Source organism: Burkholderia oklahomensis C6786, from assembly GCF_000959365.1.
GTDB classification, from domain to species: Bacteria; Pseudomonadota; Gammaproteobacteria; order Burkholderiales; family Burkholderiaceae; genus Burkholderia; species Burkholderia oklahomensis.
Genome location: NZ_CP009555.1, coordinates 3648848 through 3672167, shown reverse-complemented (window position 1 = coordinate 3672167; position 23320 = coordinate 3648848). Strand labels below are relative to the sequence as shown.

18 protein-coding genes and 1 pseudogene are annotated in these 23320 nt (G+C 69.0%); 11 read left to right on the top strand and 8 right to left on the bottom strand.

Features of this window, described 5'->3' with window-relative positions; translation table 11 throughout:
- Nucleotides 1-81 precede the first annotated feature (81 nt).
- Nucleotides 82-1815, top strand: coding sequence for a ClcB-like voltage-gated chloride channel protein (locus BG90_RS16345; RefSeq protein WP_010115169.1), 1734 nt, complete (start codon nucleotides 82-84; stop codon nucleotides 1813-1815).
- Between the two features lie 200 nt (nucleotides 1816-2015).
- Here BG90_RS16345 and BG90_RS16340 read toward each other — a convergent pair whose 3' ends face one another.
- A complete protein-coding gene (locus tag BG90_RS16340) occupies nucleotides 2016-2636 on the bottom strand; it encodes a TetR/AcrR family transcriptional regulator (RefSeq protein WP_025989790.1) in 621 nt (206 codons plus the stop codon).
- Between the two features lie 191 nt (nucleotides 2637-2827).
- Between BG90_RS16340 and BG90_RS16335 the strand changes: the two genes are divergently transcribed.
- The 7 genes and pseudogenes from BG90_RS16335 to BG90_RS16295 all read left to right on the top strand — a co-directional run bounded on the left by BG90_RS16335 (nucleotide 2828) and on the right by BG90_RS16295 (nucleotide 13105).
- Complete coding sequence (locus BG90_RS16335) at nucleotides 2828-3943, top strand: efflux RND transporter periplasmic adaptor subunit (RefSeq protein ID WP_025989789.1); 1116 nt, start codon at nucleotides 2828-2830, stop codon at nucleotides 3941-3943.
- Nucleotides 3940-7095 carry an efflux RND transporter permease subunit gene (locus tag BG90_RS16330; RefSeq protein WP_010115167.1) on the top strand — a complete coding sequence of 1052 codons (3156 nt, stop codon included), beginning with the start codon at nucleotides 3940-3942 and terminating at the stop codon, nucleotides 7093-7095. Before BG90_RS16335 ends, BG90_RS16330 begins: the two co-directional genes overlap by 4 nt.
- 2 nt (nucleotides 7096-7097) lie before the next feature.
- The gene (locus BG90_RS16325; RefSeq protein WP_045568227.1) at nucleotides 7098-8873 is read left to right on the top strand and encodes an efflux transporter outer membrane subunit; all 1776 of its coding nucleotides are present in this window, start codon (nucleotides 7098-7100) and stop codon (nucleotides 8871-8873) included.
- A gap of 13 nt (nucleotides 8874-8886) precedes the next feature.
- Nucleotides 8887-9033 (top strand): annotated as a pseudogene (locus BG90_RS37360) (MerR family transcriptional regulator); the annotation flags it as partial.
- Nucleotides 9034-9118: 85 nt separating this feature from the next.
- Nucleotides 9119-10054, top strand: a complete 936-nt coding sequence (locus BG90_RS16315) for an MFS transporter (protein ID WP_010122789.1) — start codon at nucleotides 9119-9121, stop codon at nucleotides 10052-10054.
- Between the two features lie 49 nt (nucleotides 10055-10103).
- Nucleotides 10104-10736 (top strand): penicillin acylase family protein, encoded by a 633-nt coding sequence (locus tag BG90_RS16310; RefSeq protein ID WP_232289021.1) that lies wholly within the window; start codon nucleotides 10104-10106, stop codon nucleotides 10734-10736.
- Nucleotides 10737-11437: 701 nt separating this feature from the next.
- A complete protein-coding gene (locus BG90_RS16295) occupies nucleotides 11438-13105 on the top strand; it encodes a bifunctional protein tyrosine phosphatase family protein/NAD(P)/FAD-dependent oxidoreductase (RefSeq protein ID WP_045568226.1) in 1668 nt (555 codons plus the stop codon).
- 219 nt (nucleotides 13106-13324) lie between these two features.
- Here BG90_RS16295 and BG90_RS37355 read toward each other — a convergent pair whose 3' ends face one another.
- The 4 genes from BG90_RS37355 to BG90_RS16275 form a co-directional block, all read right to left on the bottom strand.
- Nucleotides 13325-14068, bottom strand: a complete 744-nt coding sequence (locus tag BG90_RS37355; protein WP_010115163.1) for a hypothetical protein — start codon at nucleotides 14066-14068, stop codon at nucleotides 13325-13327.
- 12 nt (nucleotides 14069-14080) lie between these two features.
- Nucleotides 14081-14305: a helix-turn-helix domain-containing protein gene (locus BG90_RS16285; protein WP_010103349.1), complete on the bottom strand. Its 225-nt coding sequence runs from the start codon at nucleotides 14303-14305 to the stop codon at nucleotides 14081-14083.
- A 10-nt stretch (nucleotides 14306-14315) separates the two neighbouring features.
- Nucleotides 14316-14879 carry a DUF2975 domain-containing protein gene (locus BG90_RS16280; RefSeq protein WP_010115162.1) on the bottom strand — a complete coding sequence of 188 codons (564 nt, stop codon included), beginning with the start codon at nucleotides 14877-14879 and terminating at the stop codon, nucleotides 14316-14318.
- 202 nt (nucleotides 14880-15081) lie between these two features.
- A complete protein-coding gene (locus BG90_RS16275) occupies nucleotides 15082-16437 on the bottom strand; it encodes a sigma-54 interaction domain-containing protein (protein WP_010115161.1) in 1356 nt (451 codons plus the stop codon).
- A 260-nt stretch (nucleotides 16438-16697) separates the two neighbouring features.
- Here BG90_RS16275 and BG90_RS16270 point away from each other — a divergent pair, with 260 nt between their 5' ends.
- From BG90_RS16270 to BG90_RS16260, 3 genes are read left to right on the top strand one after another with little or no spacing between them, the layout of a single operon-like run.
- Nucleotides 16698-17573 carry an MBL fold metallo-hydrolase gene (locus BG90_RS16270; RefSeq protein WP_010115160.1) on the top strand — a complete coding sequence of 292 codons (876 nt, stop codon included), beginning with the start codon at nucleotides 16698-16700 and terminating at the stop codon, nucleotides 17571-17573.
- Nucleotides 17574-17625: 52 nt separating this feature from the next.
- Entirely contained in the window at nucleotides 17626-19296 is a 1671-nt protein-coding gene (locus BG90_RS16265) for a bifunctional protein tyrosine phosphatase family protein/NAD(P)/FAD-dependent oxidoreductase (protein ID WP_045568225.1), read from the top strand.
- 38 nt (nucleotides 19297-19334) lie between these two features.
- Nucleotides 19335-20141 carry a sulfite exporter TauE/SafE family protein gene (locus BG90_RS16260; RefSeq protein ID WP_045568224.1) on the top strand — a complete coding sequence of 269 codons (807 nt, stop codon included), beginning with the start codon at nucleotides 19335-19337 and terminating at the stop codon, nucleotides 20139-20141.
- Between the two features lie 198 nt (nucleotides 20142-20339).
- Here the strand turns inward: BG90_RS16260 and BG90_RS16255 are convergent, their stop codons facing one another.
- Genes BG90_RS16255 through BG90_RS16245 form a run of 3 tightly spaced genes read right to left on the bottom strand, consistent with a single transcriptional unit; the run spans nucleotide 20340 to nucleotide 23241 of the window.
- Nucleotides 20340-21158 carry an ABC transporter permease subunit gene (locus BG90_RS16255; protein ID WP_010112070.1) on the bottom strand — a complete coding sequence of 273 codons (819 nt, stop codon included), beginning with the start codon at nucleotides 21156-21158 and terminating at the stop codon, nucleotides 20340-20342.
- Nucleotides 21155-22084, bottom strand: coding sequence for an ABC transporter permease subunit (locus BG90_RS16250; protein WP_010112071.1), 930 nt, complete (start codon nucleotides 22082-22084; stop codon nucleotides 21155-21157). Before BG90_RS16250 ends, BG90_RS16255 begins: the two co-directional genes overlap by 4 nt.
- Nucleotides 22081-23241 (bottom strand): ABC transporter ATP-binding protein, encoded by a 1161-nt coding sequence (locus BG90_RS16245; RefSeq protein ID WP_010115150.1) that lies wholly within the window; start codon nucleotides 23239-23241, stop codon nucleotides 22081-22083. Before BG90_RS16245 ends, BG90_RS16250 begins: the two co-directional genes overlap by 4 nt.
- Nucleotides 23242-23320 lie beyond the last annotated feature (79 nt).

Below are 23320 nucleotides of genomic sequence, written 5' to 3'. Positions count from 1 at the left end.
GCCGCGTGCGCCGGGTCCGCCCCGCGCACGCGGCGCGATGCTATTCTTCCGCTCGATTTCATCCGCAGAACCACCTTCGTCGTGCTCTCGTTCCTGCTCAAGCTGCGCACCCGTGCGCAAACCCTGTTTCGCCTGTCCGACGCGCACACGATGCTCGTCTGGTCCGTGATCGTCGGCATCGGCGGCGCGCTCGCGACGGTCGCGTTCCGCGAAGGGATCGAGCTGATCCAGCGCGCGGTTTCCGGCACGAGCGGCAGCTTCACCGAAATGGCGAAGCACCTGCCGTGGCAGGTCCGCTTCTGGCTGCCGGCCGCGGGCGGCTTCCTCGCGGGCTGCGTGCTGCTCGTCGCGCAGCGCGGCGCGCGCAAGGAAAGCAAGAGCGACTACATGGAAGCCGTCGCGCTCGGCGACGGCATCGTGCCGGTGCGGCAGAGCCTGTGGCGCAGCGCGTCGTCGCTGCTCACGATCGGCAGCGGCGGCTCGATCGGCCGCGAAGGCCCGATGGTGCAGCTGGCCGCGCTCGCCGCGTCGCTCGTCGGCCGCTTCGCGCACTTCGATCCGCCGCGGCTGCGCCTCCTCGTCGCATGCGGCGCGGCGGCGGGGATCACGTCCGCGTACAACGCGCCGATCGCGGGCGCGTTCTTCGTCTGCGAGATCGTGCTCGGCTCGATCGCGATGGAGAGCTTCGGGCCCGTCGTCGTCGCGTCGGTCGTCGCGAACATCGTGATGCGCGAGTTCGCCGGCTACAAGCCGCCTTACGAGATGCCGGTGTTTCCGGCCGTCGCCGGCTGGGAAGTGCTGTTCTTCGTCGCGCTGGGTCTGCTTTGCGGCGCGGCCGCGCCGCAGTTCCTGCGCCTTCTCGATCTGTCGAAGACGCAGTTCAAGCGCCTGCCCGCGCCGCTGCCGGTGCGGCTCGCGCTGGGCGGACTCGTCGTCGGCGTGATCTCGGTGTGGGTGCCCGACGTCTGGGGCAACGGCTATAGCGTCGTCAACGCGATCCTGCATTCGCCGTGGACCTGGCAGGCGCTCGTCGCGGTGCTCGTCTTCAAGCTGATCGCGACCGCGGCGACGGCGGGCTCCGGCGCGGTCGGCGGGATCTTCACGCCGACGCTCTTCGTCGGCGCCGTGGTCGGCTCGCTGTTCGGCATCGCGCTGCATGCGCTGATGCCCGCGCACGTGTCCGCGTGGTACGCGTACGCGATGGTCGGCATGGGCGCATTCCTCGCGGGCGCGACGCAGGCGCCGCTGATGGCGATCCTGATGATCTTCGAGATGACGCTGAGCTACCAGGTCGTGCTGCCGCTGATGATGTCCTGCGTCGTCGCGTACTTCGCGGCGCGCGCGATCGGCAAGACGTCGATGTACGAGATCACGCTGCGCCGGCATCGCGACGACGAGGCACGGATGCGCCTGCGCACCACGCAGATGCGCGACCTGATCCAGCCCGCCGCGACCGTCGTGCCGCTCACGGCGAGCGTCGCGGACATGACGCGCGTGTTCCTCGAATATCCGGTCAAGTATCTGTACGTGACCGACGACGCCGGGCGCTTTCGCGGCGCGGTCGCGCTGAAGGACATCACGTCCGATCTGCTCGAGAAGCGCGACACGACGCACAAGCGCGCGGCGAACTACCTGCACACGCCGTTTCCGCTGCTCACGCCGGACATGCCGATCGGCGCCGCGCTCGAGCACTTCATGCAGTTCCAGGGCGAGCGGCTGCCCGTCGTCGAGCGCGCGGACGATCCGACGCTCGCGGGCGTCGTCTACAAGACGTCGCTCCTCGACGCGTATCGGCGCCTCAACGCCGACCGCTGAACGATCCGCCGGCGCCGAGCCGCGCCGTCGGCCGGCGTGCGCCGGAATCGACGATTCGTCGCGACGGCGACGCGGCGGCGCGCGAGTCCTGTCCGTCGCTCCGGGTCGCTGCGGACTGCGTCCCGCCGCGCCTCACGCGGCACGAGCGGACGAAGCCGGCCGCCGAGCGCGCCGCCGCGCACGCCGCCGAGAACCGGGCGTCAATCCGGCGTGCGACCGAGCACGACGCGTGCGAAGAAGCCGGCGAGCACCTCCTGCGCGGTATCGCCCGTCACGTGCCGCGGGTCGGCCGCATGGTACGACTGCACGCCGTCGCACAGACTCATCAGCCCGAGCGCGAGCACGTCGGCGGGCAACAGAAGCGGCGTGCCCACGCGCTCGGCGAACGTCAGGATGTAATGCGCGAAGCGATCGCGCTTTTCCTTCACGAATTCGTTGAAGCGCGTGCGGAACTTCGCGTCGCGCGTCGCCTGCAGCTTCGCCTCGCCCCACAGCAGAAACGCCTGGCTGTTGCGGAAGAACTGGCTGTAGTACTCGAGCGCGTGCGCCTCCATCTGGTCGCGCGTGCCGCCGCTCTCGAAGATCTTCTGCAGATCGGACTCCGCCTCTTCGTGATCGCGCCTGAGCAGCTCGAGCAGCAGCTCGGCCTTGCTGCGGAAGTTCGAATAGAACGCGCCGCGCGTATAGCCCGCCGCCGACGCGATGTCCTCGACGCTCGTCGCCACGTAGCCCTTCTTCGTGAAAGTCTTGTGCGCAGCGTTGAGCAGACGCTCGCGCGTCAAGTCCTTGCTTTGTTCTCGGGTCAGGCGGGTCGGTCTCATGGTCGGGGAGTCTAGCATCTTCTCGCGAATCGAAACACCTTTGCATCCAGATACAACCCTGTATTAAAATTCAGCCAAGTTTTTTTAAGGAAGTCAGCAACGTGCGCGCCGATTGTTTTTCCGCGTGCGATGCCGGGCAAGCGCATCCGGCTTGCCGGTTTTTTCCGTTTTCTCCTGTCCGAGGGGTCACCGTGAATCGTTCCGGTTCTCGCGCCGCGCTGATGATCGGCGTTGCGCTCATCGTTGCCGCCTGCCACCGCAAGGAAGCCGCGCCGCCCGCGCCGCGCCCCGTCGTCGCGGTGCCGGTCCAGGCGGACGGCGTCGCCGCCGCCGTGTCGCTGCCCGGCGAGATCCAGCCGCGTTACGCGACGCCGCTGTCGTTCCGGATCGCCGGCAAGATCGTCGAGCGCAAGGTGCGCCTGGGCGACGCCGTGAAGAAGGGTCAGGTCGTCGCGCTGCTCGACACGTCCGACGTCGCGAAGAACGCGGCGAGCGCGCAGGCGCAGCTCGACGCCGCGACGCATTCGCTCACGTTCGCGCAGCAGCAGGTCGTCCGCGACCGTGCGCAGGCGCGCGAGAACCTGATCGCGCCCGCGCAGCTCGAGCAGACCGAGAACGCGTACGCATCGGCGCGCGCGCAGCGCGACCAGGCCGCCCAGCAGCTCGCGCTCGCGAAGAACCAGCTGCAATACGCGACGCTCGTGGCCGATCACGCGGGCTACATCACCGCCGAGCAGGCCGACACCGGGCAGAACGTGTCCGCCGGCCAGCCCGTCTATCAGCTCGCGTGGTCGGGCGACGTCGACGTCGTCACCGACGCGCCGGAAAGCGAGCTGCCGCTCCTCACCCCCGGCCATGCGGCGCGCGTCACGCTGCCGGCGCTGCCCGGCCGCACGTTCGACGCGCGCGTGCGCGAGATCGCGCCCGCCGCCGATCCGCAAAGCCGCACGTACCGCGTGAAGCTCACGCTCGCGCAGCCCGATCCCGCGGTGCGGCTCGGGATGACCGCGAACGCGTCGTTCTCGTCTAACGCATCCGGCAACGCGCCCGCGCAGACGCGCTTCACGCTGCCGTCGACGGCCCTCTTCCACGCGGGCAACGCGCCCGCGCTGTGGGTCGTGCGCAAGCAGGACGACACGCTCGAGCTGCGCCGCGTCGACGTCGTCCGCTACAACGAGCGCACGGTGACCGTGTCGAACGGGCTGCAGCCGGGCGAGCGCGTCGTGCTGCAAGGCGTGCACACGGTCAGCGCGGGCGAGAAGGTGCGCGCGGTGCCGCCGCTTCATCCGGAGGACGTCGCGTCATGACGGCGGGCCGAGAAGAAGGCGGACGCTTCAACCTGTCCGCATGGGCGCTGCGCCATCAGGCGCTCGTCGTCTACCTGATCGCGCTCGCGACGATCGCGGGCATCCTCGCGTACACGCGCCTCGCGCAGTCGGAAGATCCGCCGTTCACGTTCCGCGTGATGGTGATCCGCACGTTCTGGCCCGGCGCGACCGCGCGCCAGGTGCAGGAGCAGGTCACCGACCGGATCGGCCGCAAGCTGCAGGAGACGCCCGCGATCGACTATCTGCGCAGCTACTCGCGCCCCGGCGAATCGCTGATCTTCTTCGCGATGAAGGATTCCGCGCCCGTCAAGGACGTGCAGGAGACCTGGTATCAGGTGCGCAAGAAGGTCGGCGACATCTCGTTGACGCTGCCGCCCGGCGTCCAGGGGCCGTTCTTCAACGACGAATTCGGCGACGTCTACACGAACATCTACACGCTCGAAGGCGACGGCTTCTCGCCCGCGCAGCTGCACGACTACGCGGACCAGCTGCGCGTCGTGCTGCTGCGCGTGCCGGGCGTCGCGAAAGTCGACTACTTCGGCGATCCCGACCAGCGGATCTTCGTCGAGGTCGACAACACGCGCCTCGCGCGGCTCGGGATCTCGCCGCAGCAGATCGCGCAGGCGATCAACGCGCAGAACGACGTGTCGTCGCCGGGCGTGCTGACGGCCGCGCACGACCGCGTGTTCATCCGCCCGAGCGGCCAGTACGAGAGCGTCGACGCGATCGCCGACACGCTGATCCGCATCAACGGCCGCACGTTCCGCCTGGGCGACCTCGCGACGATCAAGCGCGGCTACGACGATCCGCCCGCCACGCAGATGCGCGCGAACGGCCGCGCCGTGCTCGGCATCGGCGTCACGATGCAGCCGGGCAGCGACGTGATCCGGCTCGGCAAGGCGCTCGACGCGAAGTCGAAGGCGCTGCAGGCGCAGTTGCCCGCGGGTCTCAAGCTGAACGAAGTGTCGAGCATGCCGCACGCGGTGTCGCATTCGGTCGACGATTTCCTCGAGGCGGTCGCCGAGGCGGTCGCGATCGTGCTGATCGTGAGCCTCGTGTCGCTTGGCCTGCGCACCGGGATGGTCGTCGTGATCTCGATCCCGGTCGTGCTCGCCGTCACCGCGCTCTTCATGTACCTGTTCGACATCGGGCTGCACAAGGTGTCGCTCGGCACGCTCGTGCTCGCGCTCGGCCTCCTCGTCGACGATGCGATCATCGCGGTCGAGATGATGGCCGTGAAGCTCGAGCAGGGCTTCAGCCGCGCGCGCGCCGCCGCGTTCGCCTATACGAGCACCGCGTTCCCGATGCTCACGGGCACGCTCGTCACCGTGTCCGGCTTCCTGCCGATCGCGCTCGCGAAATCGAGCACCGGCGAATACACGCGGTCGATTTTCGAGGTGTCCGCGATCGCGCTGATCGCGTCGTGGTTCGCGGCCGTCGTGCTGATTCCCCTCCTCGGCTATCACATGCTGCCCGAGCGCAAGCATCCGCCGAAGGACGCCGCCGGCGCGCCGCACGCCCCCGACGCCGCGCACGATCACGCGCACGGCCACGACATCTACGACACGCGCTTCTACACGCGGCTGCGCGTGTGGATCAAGTGGTGCATCGAGCGGCGCTTCATCGTGCTCGCGATCACGATCGCGCTGTTCGTCGTCGCGCTCGCGGGCTTCTCGCTCGTGCCGCAGCAGTTCTTCCCGAGCTCCGATCGCCCCGAGCTGCTCGTCGATCTGCGGCTGCCCGAAGGCGCCTCGTTCGACGCGACGCTCAGGCAGGCGCAGCGCCTCGAGAAGCTGATCGAAAAACGGCCCGAGATCGACCATTCGGTGAACTTCGTCGGCTCCGGCGCGCCGCGCTTCTATCTGCCGCTCGACCAGCAACTGCAGTTGCCGAACTTCGCGCAGTTCGTGATCACCGCGAAGTCGGTCGAGGATCGCGAAAAGCTCTCCGCGTGGCTCGCGCCGATGCTGCGCGACCAGTTCCCGGCCGTGCGCACGCGGATCTCGCGGCTCGAGAACGGCCCGCCCGTCGGCTATCCGGTGCAGTTCCGCGTGAGCGGCGACAGCATCGCGACCGTGCGCTCGATCGCCGAAAAGGTCGCGGCGACGATGCGCGCCGACTCGCGCGCGGTCAACGTCCAGTTCGACTGGGACGAGCCCGCCGAGCGCTCGGTGCGCTTCGAGCTCGACCAGCACAAGGCGCGCGAGCTGAACGTCACGTCGCAGGACGTCGCGGGCTTCCTCGCGATGACGCTGTCCGGCACGACGGTCACGCAGTACCGCGAGCGCGACAAGCTGATCGCGGTCGATCTGCGCGCACCGCGCGCGCAGCGCGTCGATCCGGCGAATCTCGCGAACCTCGCGATGCCGACGCCGAACGGTCCGGTGCCGCTCGGCTCGCTCGGGCGCTTCCACAACACGCTCGAATACGGCGTCGTCTGGGAGCGCGACCGCCAGCCGACGATCACCGTGCAGTCCGACGTGGCGGCGGGCGCACAAGGGATCGACGTCACGCACGCGCTCGACACGAAGCTGAACGAATTGCGCGGGCAACTGCCCGTCGGCTACCGGATCGAGATCGGCGGCTCCGTCGAGGAGAGCGCGAAGGGCCAGACGTCGATCAACGCGCAGATGCCGCTGATGGTGATCGCCGTGCTGACGCTGCTGATGATCCAGCTGCAGAGCTTCTCTCGCGTGCTGATGGTCGTGCTGACCGCGCCGCTCGGGATGATCGGCGTCGTCGGCACGCTGCTCTTGTTCGGCAAGCCGTTCGGCTTCGTCGCGATGCTCGGCGTGATCGCGATGTTCGGGATCATCATGCGCAACTCGGTGATTCTCGTCGACCAGATCGAGCAGGACATCGCCGCCGGCCACGGCCGCTTCGACGCGATCGTCGGCGCGACGGTGCGGCGGTTCCGGCCGATCACGCTGACGGCCGCGGCCGCCGTGCTCGCGCTGATTCCGCTCCTGCGCTCGAACTTCTTCGGCCCGATGGCGACCGCGTTGATGGGCGGCATCACGAGCGCGACCGTGCTGACGCTCTTCTTCCTGCCGGCGCTCTATGCCGCGTGGTTCCGCGTGAAGCCGGACGAGCGCGACCCGGAGCCGCCCGCCACGCCCACGGGAGCCTGACCATGCGCGTTTCGATCCAACCGTTCACGGCCCGCGCCGCGCGGCGCGCGACGGCCGCGGCCGCCGTCGCCGCACTGGCCGGCCCGCTCGCCGGCTGCTCGCTGTTCGCGCCGAGCGACGCGCCGCCGGCGATGCCGTCGCCCGCGCATTACGGCGCGACGCCGCTGCCCGAGCGCACCGCCGCGGCGCAGGGCGTCGCGCAGCGCTTCGACGTCGGCGCGCAGCCGGTGCCCGACTGGTGGAAGCAGTACCGGTCGCCCGCGCTCGATTCACTCGTCGACGAAGGCCTGCGCAACAGCCCGACGCTCGCCGCCGCCGAGAAAAGCCTGACCGCCGCGCGCGAGCAGTTGCGCGCGCAGATCGGCAGCTCGCTGCTGCCGTCGATCGACGCGGGCGGCCAGGCGACGCGCGAGCGGGCGCTCGGCGTGCCGACCTTCGGTCCGCAGACCGTGCTCTACGACGTGTTCGCGGGCCAGTTGCAGGCGAGCTACACGCTCGACCTGTTCGGCGCCGCGCGTTTCGCGAACCGCGCGCTGTCCAGGCGCGTCGACGTGAGCGCGTATCAGCTCGAATCCGCGCGGCGTGCGCTCGCCGCGAACATCGTGACGGCTGCCGTCACGTCGGCCGCGCTCGCCGAGCAGGTCTCGACGACCGAGCGGCTCGTCGCGCTTGCACGCGAGCAGGCGAACGACACGGCCGCGCGCTACCGGCTCGGCGCGGCGTCGCACGCGGACATGCTGAACGCGCAGCAAAGCGCGGCGGCGCTCGAAGCGAGCCTGCCCGCGCTGCGCCAGCAATGGCAGACGACGCGCCACGCGCTCGCCGTGCTGCTCGGCCGCACGCCGGATCAGGCGAGCGCCGATCTCGCGCTCGCCGACCTGCATCTGCCCGAGGACGTGCCCGTCGTCGTGCCGTCGACACTGCTGCAGGCGCGGCCCGACATCCGCGCCGCCGAAGCCGGGTTGCAGGCGGCCGCGGCCGAGGTCGGCGTCGCGACCGCGCAGTTGTTCCCGCAGTTGTCGCTGTCGGCGTCGATGGGCCATGCGGGCTTCAACTGGCCCGCGATGCTGTCGGGCGCGGGCGCGATCTGGAGCGTCGGCGCATCGCTCACGCAGCCGCTCTTCCACGGCGGCGCGCTGCTCGCGCAGCGCCGCGCGGCGCGCGCGACCTATGACGCGGCCGTCGACCAGTACAAGCAGACCGTGCTCGCCGCATTCCAGGACGTCGCCGACAGGCTCGCCGCGCTCGACAACGACGCGAGCGCGCTCGACGCGTCGAACCGCTCGGCCGCCGCCGCGCGCGGCGCGTTCGACGACACCGCGGCGCGCGTGCGGCTCGGCGCGCTGCCGCCGTCGGCCGCGCGCGCGAGCGAACAGCAGTACCGCAACGCGCGGCTCGACGAGATTCGCGCGACGGGCACGCGGCTTGTCGATACCGCGCGGCTCTATCAGGCGATGGGCACGCCGACGGACGGCGGAAAGGATGCGAAGCGCGCGAGCGGCGCGGACGGTGCGCAGGATGCCGGCGACGCGAAGCGCATGCACGACGCTGGCGGCACGGGCATGTCCGGTACTGCCGGCACAGTCGATGCTGTTGCGGATGCCGCTCGCGCCGCGGGCACCGGTGTCGGAATTCCTGCTGCAACGAACGTTGCGACCGATGCGAACGCACCGCGTGCGATTGCCGCAACTGGCCCGACGAACGCGAAGAGCGCGGCAAGTTCGACGAATGCGCGCGACACCGCGGGCACGCAGGGCTCAGCGAACTTGCCGAACTAGGCTGGCGCGTTGAATACGTCGAGCGTTTTCGGAGACGAAGATGCGGATCTACGAGCGCTATCTGTCGCCGGACGAAGCGCGCTTCATGCGTGCGAACTACGGCGAGCGGGCGATGGAATGGCCGCAGTTGATGGCGGACCCGCGACACGGTGGCGAAGCGCGCTCGCACGTCGGCTCATGCGGCGCATCCGCGATGTGCGCCGCTTCGGCACGGCCGGTCCTCAACGGTTCTCGATGAGACGCACATGAGTCAAGAAAAGGCAAGACACCCGCTCCTCATCTGGCTGCTGATCGTAGGCACTGGCTTCGTCGTGATGGCGCGCGCGATGAGCCTGCCGTTTCTCGCCATCTATCTGCACCAACGGATGGGACTCGACGCGGCGTCGATCGGCTTGCTGCTCGGCACGGGCGCGCTCGTCGGCACGTTCGGCGGCCATCTGTCCGACGTGCTCGGCCGGCGCAAGGTGCTGATCGGCTGTCTGCTCGTATCGAGCCTGTCGTTCGCCGCGCTTCATTTCGCGGCAGACGCGTGGCAAGTCTTCGCCGTCAACCTCTTCATCAATCTCGCGAGCTCGTTCTACGAACCGGTCTCGAAGGCGACCATCAGCGACAATCTTCCGCCCGAGCAGCGACTTCGCGCGTTTGCACGACGCTACCTGGCGATCAACGTCGGCTTCGCGATCGGGCCGTTGCTCGGCGCGTCGCTCGGCCTGCTCGACAAATCGCCCGTGTTCCTCATCACGGGGGCGGTATACCTGCTGTTCTCGATCGCGATCTACGCGATCACGGCCCGGCTCGTGTTCGGCAGCCCACCGCATGGAGCGGCGGCGTCCGACCTTCCGCTCGCCGCGAAGCTGCGCATCATCGGCACCGACCGGCGCCTCATTCTCTTCACCGCGGGCAGCATGCTCGCGATCGGCGCGGCCGGCTTCGCGAATTCGCCGAACATGACCGCTCTCGTCGTGTCGATGGTCGTCTTCACGTGGGGCGAAGTGCTGCGATCCCGTCGGAATACGCCGTCCTCGACAGCATCACGCCCGAGCCGATGCGCGGCATCTATTACGGCGCGCATTCGCTCAGCAACGTCGGCAACCTGCTCGGCCCATGGCTCGGCGGCCTCGCACTGCTGCACCACGGCGGCTCCGCGATGTTCTACGCGCTGGGCATCGTCGCGCTGCTGAGCCTGTCCGCGTTCGTCGTCGGTTCGCAGATCAAGCCTGCTCCTGACGGATGGCTCGAAGTCCAAAACCGCTGACGGGCTTCGCCTGCCGGCGCATCGCGACCGCAAGCGAATACCCGCGCCCTCGTCCGCTCATATCCGATGTCGAAGTACGCGGCCTGTTCGGGCTGACGAAGGCGCGCGACTGGCCGGGTTTCCGGCGTGCGTTGGCCGACATTCAGAGCCTGTCGCTGAATTTCATGTTCGCGTCGCGCAGCGTCGACACCGGCGTCAAGACGGTCGGACGCGTGCCGCGCCGCCGCACCGGATTGAAGCACACGCTCGCGCCGAACGATTGGGACAGCTTCCTCGAATTCGATGCGCTTCCCGAGTTGCTCAATCCGCCGAGCGGCGTCATCGTCAACTGCAACAATCCGATCGCCGACGCGCGCGACGACGTTCCGCCCGCACTGCTCTGGAACCCGAGCTTCCGAGCATGGCGTGTGGACACGCTGCTGAAGGCGAAGTCGACGTGGACCGTCGGCGACATGGAAGCCGTCCTCGGCGACACGACCCATTTCCACGCCCGGCAGCGACTACCGATGCTGCTGCCGCTCCTCGACGCGCATGCGGGCGAGCACGTTGCGCTGCTTCGTCAGTGGGATTGTCGCGACGAACGTGCGTCGCCCGCCGCGCTCGTCTGACATCGCTCCTTCAAGGCGCTGGCGACGGCGATCTACGGGCCCGAATTTCAGCCGTATCGCGCCTATTTCGAGAACGGCGCGATGGCGACGACGCATCTCGTGTCGCGTGCGCCGCGCGGCGAACCGTCCCCGTGGATCCCGGCTCCCGCAGCCTTTGCATCGACCGTCGCCGCCGCGTTCGGCGACGCGCTCGAATCGCTGCGCGCGGCCGGCGATCGGCCGACATGGGGCCGGCATCATCGGCTCGGCTTCACACACCTTCTGTCGGCCGCGCCCGGCCGAATGCGCCGAGCCGCCGCGCTCTCGCCCCGGGCCCCGGGCCCCGAGATCGACACACGTCGCTGCCGTGCGGAACAGCACACCCGCCTCGGAGGACACGCGGCGCAAGCGCTGCGGAGGCAATTCCATCCCCGTTTTTGCAATGCCCCCTAGTCTCCACGCCACGGCGACCGAACGCGTCGTCATCCCGCAAATTTGATCTACTTCAAGAAAATATGGTTGTGCTTCGTTACGATCGACTTGAGGATCTTCAACGTTCGCCACCGAGTCCGAAGATCCCACGCAAGCATCTTCGATCTCGCGACCGGCACGGTACGGTCGAGTTTCCCGACGCGAAGGACATGCGTGCGCCATCTTGCGATCCCGCTCGCCGCAATCCAAGCGCGCATCGCCTCGCGTCAAGCGGAGAAACGGAGAAGACCATGAAGATCAACAAGCTCGCGGCCGGGCTGTCGGTGTCGCCGCAGATCGTCGCGGCGGATCTGCCCGCGATCCGCGACGCGGGCTTCCGGACGATCGTCTGCAATCAGGCGGACGGCGAAAGCGCGGACCAGCCGACCTTCGCAGAAATCGCCGCGGCAGCGGCGCGCGTCGGCATCGCGGTCCATTACCTGCCCGTCGAAGCCGGCAACGTCGACGACGAGCAAGGCGCGGAGTTCCGCGCGCTCGTCGCGACGCTCGACGCGCCCGTGCTCGCATACTGCCGCACCGGCATCCGCTCGGCGACGCTGTGGGCGCTGTCGCAGGCGGGCGCCCGCCCGCTGCGGGACATCGTCGCGGCGGGCGAAGCGGCCGGCTACGATCTGTCGGGCGTCGCGCGCCGCATCGCGCAACGCGGCCGGCCGGCGTCCGACACGGCGGTCGCGAGCCACGACGTCGTGATCGTCGGCGCCGGCGCGGCGGGCCTCGCGGTCGCGTCGAGCCTGCTCGCACGCGATCCGACGCTCGACGTCGCGGTGATCGATCCGGCCGACGCCCATTACTACCAGCCCGGCTGGACGATGGTCGGCGCGGGCGTGTTCCAGCCGCAGGCCACCGCCCGCCGGATGGCCGCCGTGCTGCCGCGCGGCGTGCACTGGATCAAGGCCGGCGTCGCCGCGTTCGAGCCGTTGAACAACGCCGTGCTGCTCGAAGCGTGCCGCGTCGTGCGCTACAGGCAGCTCGTCGTCTGCCCGGGCCTCAAGCTCGACTGGCACGCGATAGAAGGCCTGCCCGAGACGCTCGGCAAGAACGGCGTCACGTCGAACTATCGCTACGATCTCGCGCCTTACACGTGGCAGCTCGTGAGCGAATTCGGCGGCCGCCGCGCGCTCTTCACGCAGCCGCCGCTGCCGATCAAGTGCACGGGCGCCCCGCAAAAGGCGATGTATCTGTCGGCCGACCATTGGCAGCGCACGAGGCGGCTCGATAAAGTCGATGTCGCGTTCTACTCGGCCTCGCCGACGCTCTTCGGCGTGCCGGCCTACGTGCCCGCGCTGATGGAATACGTGAAGCGCTACGACATCGCGCTGAACTTCAGCCACAACCTGATCGCGATCGACGGCCCGGGCAGGCGTGCAGCGTTCCTGCACACGCGCGGCGACGGCTCGACCGAGATCGTCACGCGCGCGTTCGACATGATCCACGTCGTGCCGCCGCAGAAGGCGCCCGACTTCGTCCGCGCAAGTCCGCTCGCCGACGTCGCCGGCTGGGTCGACGTCGATCCCGCGACGCTGCGCCATCGTGCGTATCCGAACATCTACGCGCTCGGCGACGCCGCGAACACCCCGAATGCGAAGACCGCGGCCGCCGCGCGCAAGCAGGCGCCCGTCGTCGCGCACAACGTGCTCGCCGCGCTCGGCCGCGCGCATGGCGAGGCGGCGTACGACGGCTATGGTTCGTGCCCGCTGACCGTCGAGCGCGGCAAGATCGTGCTGGCCGAGTTCCGGTACGGCGGCAGGCTCGCGCCGACGTTTCCCGCCTGGCTCATCGACGGCACGCGGCCGTCTCGGCTCGCGTGGCTGCTCAAGGAGCGGCTGCTGCCGCCGCTCTACTGGCAGGCGATGCTCAAGGGCCGCGAATGGCTCGCGCAACCGGAGATCGTCGGTTGAGCGACGCGGCGCGAGACGCTTTACCGGGTCGAGCGGCCGCGCGTGGAATGCGGGCGCGCGACACTGGCAGGTCGCGCGTCGGCGCAGGCGCGCCGAGGCTGATCGCGCCGGTTTGTTCTCCCGTTCGTTCTCCGGTTCGCTCTCCCGTTCGTTTCCGGTTCATCCCCCGATTCATCGCGTCGAGCCGAAGCGGCGCTCACCGCCCGGCAATCGACCGCGTCACCACTTGCAGCCGTCATCCCTGACGGCGTCGATCGCGAGCGCCGGAATCGCGAGCAGGCCCATGCCCGAATACGCGTTCCGGCAATCGGCACGGCTCGCTTTCGACATCTCGCGCGCCAGGGTCGACGCCGCCGTCTCTTTTCGTGGAAGAGCGAGGCCGGACGATGTGCCCGCCGCTCCAACCGCCGCGGCCGCCGATCCTCGCCCGATCGACCGGAATGATCCGACCGAGTCCAGATCCGCCCGCCAGTTGGCGCCGGCAGCCGTTGCGCCCGGCGTCTGCGGCGGCAGCCATTGCGCGTCGTTCGCCTCGGCGTGCGCTTGCACCGGATCGGGCAGCGTGTCGCCGCCACCGCGACGCGGCGGCGAACGAACGCCGGCGCGCGCGGCCGCCCGCATGCCCCGCATCGATGCGGCGTGCGCCGGCGCGCGCCGCGCCGAAAGCGACGGCGACGGCGACGGTAACAGTAACGGCGGCGGTAACGGCCGCGACCTCGGGATCAGCCTGACGATCAACGCTCGCCTTTCCGGCTTCGGCACATAGGACGTCGATGCGCCGGGCGTCGATACATCCGCCGCCGACGGCGGCCGGCGTTCGAGCGCGAGCCAGGCCAGCACGTGAATCGACGTCGCGATCGCCAGCGCGAGCACGCCGCCCCCCAATTGCCGACACTGCCGCCGATGCCGCCCGGCGCCGCCCTCCGTCGCCTCGCCCGCGCGCATCACGCGGGGCCCGGCCACCGGCCTGCCGCCTCAACCCGCATCGACGCCGGGCTCGTCGCTGAATTCCAGCAGATCGCCGGGCTGGCAATCGAGATGGCGGCAGATCGCCTCGAGCGTCGCGAAGCGGATGCCCTTGACCTTCCCTTGCTTGAGGAGCGACAGATTCTGCTCGGTGATGCCGACGGCCGCGGCGAGATCCTTCGAGCGAACCTTGCGGATCGCGAGCATCACGTCGAGCTTGACGATGATCGGCATGGCGCGCGCGTCAGACGAATTGCCGGTGCTCGGCGTCGAGCTCGCTTGCCTGCCGCAGGATGTGCGCGACGACTGCGATGCAGGCGGCCGTAAACAGCGCGACGACGTATGGCAAGCCGAAGCTCAGCGTGACGACGCGGTGCCCGACGGGCTCGCGCATCGTCGCCCACACGCTCAGCAGCGGTTCGCACAGTACGCTCAGCACGACCCAGATGCCGACCGCACGTCCCATCTTGCCGAGATGGCGGGCGGCTTCGGCCGAGAAGTAATCGCGGCGGGCGTAGGTCCGGAACAGTTGCCGCAGGTGGCGCAAGCCGCTCGCGAGCGCGAAGAGCGGCACGCTCGACAGCACGATGCCGCCCGCCTTCTGCCACCACGGAAACGCGGCGACGTCGACGCCGAGCCCGGAGATCAGCGAATCGGTGAGACCGAACCCGAGGCCCGCGCCGGACTTGACCGCGTTCAACGACGGGTAGGCCCAGCACGCGGCGTTGAGCAGCATCATCGCGACGATGAACCAGAGCGTGACGGCAGCCATCCGTTGACTGAGACGGGCGACGCGATCGGAGTGCATGTGAATTCCTCGACGAATGAGATCATGGCCCGGATTGTAGGTCGATTTTTATCGTAAAACAATAATTAATGATTGTATAAGTTTTATTATTCGTCGCGAAGCGTGCATTGGGCGACACGCATCCGGACCCCGCCGGAAAGCACCATGCGCAACCGGCACGCGCCCGACGCGAGCCGCCATGCCGGCTCGCCGCCTGACCGATTCACGCGTCCCGCGTCGCGATCCCGAGCGCGCGCAGCCGCCGGTACAGCGTGCGCTCGCTCATCCCGATGTGCGCGGCAAGCGAGCGTCGCGTGCCCTCGAACGCGCGCGCGATGCGCGCGAGCTCATCGTCGGACAGCTTCGCCGACAGATCGGGCCGCCCCGGCGCGTCGCCCGCGCGCGCGACGTCGTCGGGCAGATGCTCGACGCGAATCACGCCGTCGTCCGCGAGCAGGCACGCGCGATCAAGCACGTTGCGCAGCTCGCGGATGTTGCCCGGCCACGCGTACGCTTCGAGCCGCGCGAGCGCCTCCGGCGCGACCGCGAAGCGCTGCCCGGAGACAGGCCCTTGCGTCGCGATCCGGCGCAGGATCGAATCGACGAGCAGCGGCATGTCGCCCGGCCGCTCGCGCACGGCCGGCAGGTGAATCGGATATGCGCTGATCCGGTAGTACAGATCCTGCCGGAACCGGCCGTCGCCGATCATCGCCTTGAGCGGCTTGTGGGTCGCCGCGACGAGCCGGAAATCCGCGCGCAGCACCTCGATGCCGCCCACCCGGCGGAACGTCCCCGATTCGATGAGCCGCAGCAGCTTCACCTGCATCGGCAGCGGCACGTCGCCGATCTCGTCGAGGAACAGCGTGCCGCCCTGCGCGGTTTCGACGAGGCCCGGCTTGCGCGCGGTCGCGCCGGTGAACGCGCCCTTCTCGTAGCCGAACAGCTCGCTTTCGAACAGCGTCTCGGCGATACCCGAGCAATCGACGACGACGAACGGCCCCATCGCGCGCGCGCTCGCCTCGTGCAGCGCGCGCGCGAACAGCTCCTTGCCGGTGCCCGATTCGCCGAGCAGCAGCACGGGCAGCATCGACGGCGCGACGCGCTGCAGCGCGGACAGCGCCGCGTTGAACGCTTCCGAGCCGCCGACGAGCCCTTCGCCGCTCGGCTTCGCCGACGCGCTGCGCACGGTCGTCAGACGCTCGACGTACGCGATCACCTCGCCTTGCGCATCGAAGATCGGCCGCAGCTCGACGTCCACGTGCTCGGGCCCGCGCGGCGTGTGATGGATGTGCAGCACGCGGTTGAGGCTGCGCGATTCGGCCGCCTGCTTCATCGGGCAATGCTCGCCCGCCTGGTCGCACGGCGCGTCGTAGTGATGCGAGACCTGATAGCAGCGCCGCCCGACGTGCGCTTCGCCGGCGATGCCGAACTGCCGCTGGTACGCGGTGTTCGCGGCGAGGATCCGGTAGGACGGATCGAGCACGATCATCGGCTGCGGGTCCTGGTCGAGGTACGAGACGAGCACGCCCACGTCGGGCGGCGAGACGGGGACGATCGGGATGACGTCGCGCTGATCCATGGCTAGGGCTCCGGCTGCGCGGCCCGCGGCCGCATCGACTGCCAATTCTGCCATCGAACTGCCAATCGTGGCAGCGAACGTGCGCGAAAACCGCCTCGGCTGCATCGCGCGTTGCGCGGCGTCAACGCAAAAACACGATATGAATCAAGTCCCTGTCCCCGGCGATCGGCAATGCTGTCTGCTTGGCACGGTTCTTGTTCAATCGATCGCCATATCGATGAATCGGATCCAGGAGGAACTTCGTGACAACAGCGTCCACGATGACCGTCGAAGGCTTTTTCGACCCGGCGACGTGCACCGTCAGCTACCTGCTGCTCGACGGCGGCAGCGGCGAATGCGCGCTGATCGACAGCGTGCTCGACTACGACCCGAAATCCGGCCGCACGCGCACCGCGAGCGCGGACCAGTTGATCGCGCGCGTGAACGCCGTCGGCGCGCGCGTGCGCTGGCTGCTCGAGACGCACGTGCACGCCGACCATCTGTCGGCCGCGCCCTACCTGAAATCGCGCGTCGGCGGCGAGATCGCGATCGGCCGCCACGTGACGCGCGTGCAGGACGTGTTCGGCGCGCTGTTCAACGCGGGGCCCGCGTTCGCGCGCGACGGCAGCCAGTTCGATCGGCTCCTCGACGACGGCGACACGCTCGCGCTCGGTTCGCTCGCGATCCGCGCGCTGCATACGCCGGGCCACACGCCCGCGTGCATGACCTACGTCGTCACCGACGGGCACGCGGCGCACGAGGCGGCCGCGTTCGTCGGCGACACGCTGTTCATGCCCGACTACGGCACCGCGCGCTGCGACTTCCCCGGCGGCGACGCGCGCACGCTCTACCGGTCGATTCGCAAGGTGCTGAGCCTGCCGCCCGGCACGCGCCTCTACATGTGCCACGACTACCAGCCGAACGGCCGCGCGATGCAGTACGCGAGCACCGTCGCCGACGAACTGCGCGAGAACGTCCACATCCGGGACGGCGTCACCGAAGACGATTTCGTCGCGATGCGCACCACGCGCGACGCGACGCTCGACATGCCGGTGCTGATGTTGCCTTCGGTGCAGGTCAACATGCGCGCGGGACGCCTGCCGGAGCCCGAGGACAACGGCATGCGCTACCTGAAGATCCCGCTCGACGCGCTCTGATCCTGCCCGCCTTCCCCAACGACGACACACTCGCGACACGCACACGCACACCATGGATATCCGCACGTTGACCGATACGCTGTCGGTCTCCCCCCAAATCGTCGCCGCCGATCTGCCGGCGCTTGCGCAAGCGGGCTTTCGCTCGATCGTCTGCAACCGGCCGGACGGCGAAGGCCCGGACCAGCCGACCGTCGCCGAAATCGAGGCCGCCGCGGAGCCGTTCGGCATCGCGGTCCGCTACCTGCCCGTCGACTCCGGCAAGGTCACCGACACGCAAGGCGAACAGTTCGGCGCGCTGCTCGGCACGCTTCCGGCGCCCGTGCTCGCGTACTGCCGCACCGGGATGCGCTCGGCGACGCTGTGGGGGCTGTCGCAGGCGAGCCTGCGGCCGCTGGACGACATCGTCGCCGCGGGCCGCGCGGCCGGCTACGATCTCGCCGCGCTCGGGCGTCGGATCATGCAGCGCAGCCGGAGCGCGTCGACGCAGACCGTCGAGGCGAGCCACGACATCGTGATCGTCGGCGCCGGCGCGGCGGGCCTCGCGGTCGCGTCGAGCCTGCTCGCGCGCGACCGCTCGCTCGACATCGCCGTGATCGATCCGGCCGATATCCATTACTACCAGCCCGGCTGGACGATGGTCGGCGCGGGCGTGTTCCAGCCGCAGACGACCGCCCGCCGGATGGCCGCCGTGCTGCCGCGCGGCGTGCACTGGATCAAGGCCGCCGTCGCCGCGTTCGAGCCCGATGCGCATACGGTCGTGCTCGACGGCTGCCGGCTCGTCCGCTACAGGCAGCTCGTCGTCTGTCCGGGCCTCAAGCTCGACTGGCACGCGATCGACGGCCTGCCCGAGACGCTCGGCAAGAACGGCGTCACGTCGAACTATCGCTACGATCTCGCGCCTTACACGTGGCAGCTCGTGAGCGAATTCGGCGGCCGCCGCGCGCTCTTCACGCAGCCGCCGATGCCGATCAAGTGCGCGGGCGCGCCGCAAAAGGCGATGTACCTGTCGGCCGACCACTGGCGGCGCACGAACCGCCTCGACAACGTCGACATCGAGTTCTTCAACGCGGGCGCGGCGCTCTTCGGCGTCGCCGACTACGTGCCCGCGCTGATGGAGTACGTGAAGCGCTACGACATCGCGCTGAACTTCGGCCACAACCTGACGGCGATCGACGGCCCGGGCAAGCGCGCGACGTTTGCGCGCACGCTGCCGGAAGGCGGCGTCGAGACGATCACGCGCGAATTCGACATGATTCACGTCGTGCCGCCGCAGAAGGCGCCCGACTTCGTCCGCGCGAGCCCGCTCGCCGACGCGGCGGGCTGGATCGACGTCGATCCGGCGACGCTCAGGCACAAGCGCCACCCGGACGTGTTCGCGCTCGGCGACGTGACGAACACGACGAACGCGAAGACCGCGGCCGCTGCGCGCAAGCAGGCGCCCGTCGTCGCGCACAACGTGCTCGCCGCGTTCGGCCGCGCGCACGGCGAGGCGGCGTACGACGGCTACGGCTCGTGCCCGCTGACGGTCGAGCGCGGCAAGATCGTGCTCGCCGAGTTCCGGTACGGCGGCAGGCTCGCGCCGACCTTCCCCGCGTGGCTCATCGACGGCAAGCGCCCGTCGCGGCTCGCGTGGCTGCTCAAGGAGCGGCTGCTGCCGCCGCTCTACTGGCAGGCGATGCTCAAGGGCCGCGAATGGCTCGCGAAACCCGAGATCGTCGGCTGATCGCCGCCCTTCGCTGACAACGACCGGAACAACGAAGCATGCTGATTTCTCTGGTGCTCGGCGGCATCGTCGGAGCGGTGCTGGGCTTGACGGGCGCGGGCGGCGGCATTCTCGCCGTGCCCGCGCTCGTCGTCGGGATGGGCTGGCCGATGCAGCAGGCGACGCCCGTGGCGCTCGTCGCGGTCGCGGGCAGCGCGGCGCTCGGCGCGCTCGAGGGCTTCCGGCGCGGACTCGTCCGCTATCGCGCGGCGCTCTTGATGGCCGCGGCCGGCGTGCCGCTGACGACGCTCGGCGTGCGGCTCGCGCACGTGCTGCCGCAGCGCGTGCTGCTCGCCCTCTTCGCGCTCGTGATGCTGATCGTCGCGGCGCGCCTGCTGCGCCAGGCGCTCGCGCATGCGGCGGGCGAGCCGCACCGCTCGCCGCTTTGCGTCGGCCGCATCGATCCCGACACCGGACGCCTCGTCTGGTCGTGGCCGGCCGGCATCGCGCTCGCGTCGACGGGCGCGCTGACGGGGCTGATGACGGGTCTCCTCGGCGTAGGCGGCGGCTTCGTGATCGTGCCGATGCTGCGCAAGTTCACGAACGTGACAATGCACGGGATCGTCGCGACGTCGCTGATGGTGATCGCGCTCGTCGGCACGGGCGGCGTGATCGCGACGATGATAAGCGGCACGCCCGCGCCGCTCGACGTCACGCTGTGGTTCACCGTGACGACCGCGCTCGGGATGGCGGCCGGGCGCTGGGTGTCGCGCTTCCTGTCCGCGCGGCACGTGCAGACGGGCTTCGCCGTCGCGCTCGTGTGCGTCGCGGCCGGTCTGCTCGGGAAGGCGGCGCTCGGCCGCTGACGCGCCCGCTGCGCGGGGCGCTCGCGTGTCGGAGCGCGGCGACGGCGGTCCGCGCGGCGATGCCGACAAAAAAGCCCGTGCGGCATCCGCCGCACGCGCTTCTTCTTCGAATTTTCTTCGACTTCGTTCAGGCGAGCGAACGACCGGCGTCCGGCATCTCGGCCACCGGGCTAGCCGCCGAGATCGCCCGCCTTCGCGTCAGGCGGCCTCCGCCATCCGCCGCCGCTCCTGACGCAGCATCACGTAGTTCGCGGCCACGACGCCGATCGTCACCGCGACGATGAAGAGCGTCGCGAGCGCGTTCATCTCGGGATTGAGGCCGAGACGCACGCGCGAGAACACGACGAGCGGCAGCGTCGTCGAGCCGGGCCCGGACAGGAACGCGGACAGCACCAGGTCGTCGATCGACAGCGTAAACGACAGCAGCCAGCCCGACACGAGCGCCTGCGAGATCAGCGGCAGCGTGATCGAGAAGAACACCTTGAGCGGCGTCGCGCCGAGGTCGAGCGCGGCCTCCTCGAGCGACGGGTTCAGCTCCCGCACGCGCGACTGCACGATGATCGCGACGTATGAGATGCACAGCATCACGTGGCCGAGCCAGATCGTGAACATCCCGCGGCCGGCGGGCCATCCGAACCACTTGCCGAGCTCGATGAACAGCAGCAGCAGCGAGATGCCCTGGATCACCTCGGGAATCACGAGCGGCGCGTTGATCATCCCGCTGTAGAGCGCGAAGCCGCGAAAGCGGCCCATCCGCGCGAGCACGAAGCCCGCCCACGTGCCGATGAACACCGATGCGAATGCGGTCATCACCGCGATCTTCAGCGACAGCCACGCGGCCGAGATCAGCTCGTCGTCCTCGATGAGCGCCGCATACCAGCGCGTCGAGAAACCGGACCAGACAGTGACGAGCTTCGACTCGTTGAACGAGTAGACGACGAGGCTCGCGATCGGGATGTACAGGAATCCGAAGCCGATCGCCAGCATCAACACCTGCAGAAAGCGATTCGGCTTCATCGGCGACGGCCCTCCTGCTCCTTCGCCTGGAAGTGCTGGAACATCGCCATCGGCACGAGGAGCAGCAGCACCATCGCGCAGGTCACGGCCGAGGCCATCGGCCAGTCCGCGTTGTTGAAGAACTCGTTCCACATGACGCGGCCAATCATCAGCGTGTTCGCGCCGCCGAGCAGCTCGGGAATCACGTACTCGCCGACGGCCGGAATGAACACGAGCAGGCAGCCCGCGATGATCCCGTTCCTCGACAGCGGCAGCGTGATCTGCACGAACGCCTTCCACGGCTTCGCGCCGAGATCGTACGCGGCTTCGAGCAGGCGCAGGTCCATCTTGACGAGGTGCGCGTAGAGCGGCATCACGAGGAACGGCAGGTACGAATAGACCATCCCGATGTAGACGCCGATATTTGTCCGGTACAGCTCGATCGGCGTGCTGATGAGGCCCGTCCACATCAGGAAGTTGTTGAGCAGCCCGTTGTTCTTCAGGATTCCGATCCATGCGTACACGCGGATCAGGAACGACGTCCAGAACGGGAGCATCACCGCCATCATCAGCATGTTGCGCGTGCCCGGGTTCGAGCGCGCGATGTAGTACGCCATCGGATAGCCGAGCAGCAGGCACAAGAGCGTCGTCACCGCCGCGACGACGACCGAGTTCACGTAGGTCGCGAAGTACAGGCTGTCGCTGAAGAGAAACGCGTAGTGCTGCAGGTTCAGCGTGACGTGCAGCACACCGTCCGCGAGCGACGTGAGCTCCGTGTACGGCGGAATGCCGAGCTGAAGCTCCGCGAAGCTGATCTTGACGACGAGGATGAACGGCACGAGGAAGAACAGCACGAGCCAGAAGAACGGGCCCGCGATCACGGCCGTGCGCCCGGTGAGGCCGAACCGCTTCACCGGCCACGCGAGCAGGGACGAAAGCGCGTTCATGAGGTCAGCACCACGCCCGCCGCGGCGCTCCAGCGCACGTAGATCTCGTCGCCCCAGCCGGGCGAGTCGAGATCGGCGATCGCGAGGCTCGACACGTTCGCGATCACGATCTTCCCGGAATCGAGCTTCACGTGATACAGCGAGTAGCCGCCCATGTACGCGACGTTCGTGACGACGCCGTGCCCCCAGTTGTACGCGCCGTCGGCGGGCTTGCGCGTGAGCGCGATCCGCTCCGGGCGCACCGACACCGTGACCGGCATTCCGAGCGGGCCCGTGATCCCGTGGTTCACGTACAGCCGGCAAGGCAGGTCAGGCGACTCGATGAACACGTGATCGGGCTCGTCCTCGACGGTCGTGCCTTCGAACAGGTTCGTCGAGCCGATGAACTCGGCCGAGAAGCGGCAGTTCGGATATTCGTAGACTTCGTGCGGCGTGCCGATCTGCACGATCTGGCCTTCGCTCATCACGGCGAGCCGGCTCGCCATCGTCATCGCCTCTTCCTGGTCGTGCGTGACCATGATGCAGGTGACGCCGACCTTGTCGAGGATGTTGACGAGCTCGATCTGCGTGCGCTGGCGGATCTGCTTGTCGAGCGCGGACATCGGCTCGTCGAGCAGCAACAGCTTCGGCCGCTTGACGAGCGAGCGCGCGAGCGCGACCCGCTGCTGCTGGCCGCCCGAGAGCTGATGCGGCTTGCGGCTCGCATAGCGCGCCATCTGCACGAGCTCGAGCGCATCGCGCACGCGCTCCTTCAGCTCGGCCTTCGGCACGCCTTCCTGCTTGAGGCCGAACGCGACGTTCGCTTCGACCGTCATGTGCGGAAACAGCGCATACGACTGGAACATCATGTTCACGGGCCGCTTGTACGGCGGCATCTGCGCGAGGTCCTCGCCGTCGATCAGGATCTTGCCCGACGTGATCGTCTCGAGGCCGGCGAGCATCCGCAGCAGCGTGGACTTGCCGCATCCCGAGCTGCCGAGAAGCGCGAACAGCTCGCCCTTGCATACGGTCAGGTCGACGTTGCGCACCGCGAAGGTCTCGCCGAACTTCTTGACGACGTCGATGATCTGGACAAAGTTCTCGGCGCGCTCGTCGGCGCCCGTCTGAGGCCGATAGGACGGCGCGCCCGCCACCGCCGCGTCCGACTGACTATTCATGATGTGCTGCTGTGCTCCTACGTTTGACGAACAAAGCCCCCGGGGACACCAGGGGCTTCTCAGGGTTGCCGCGATACTG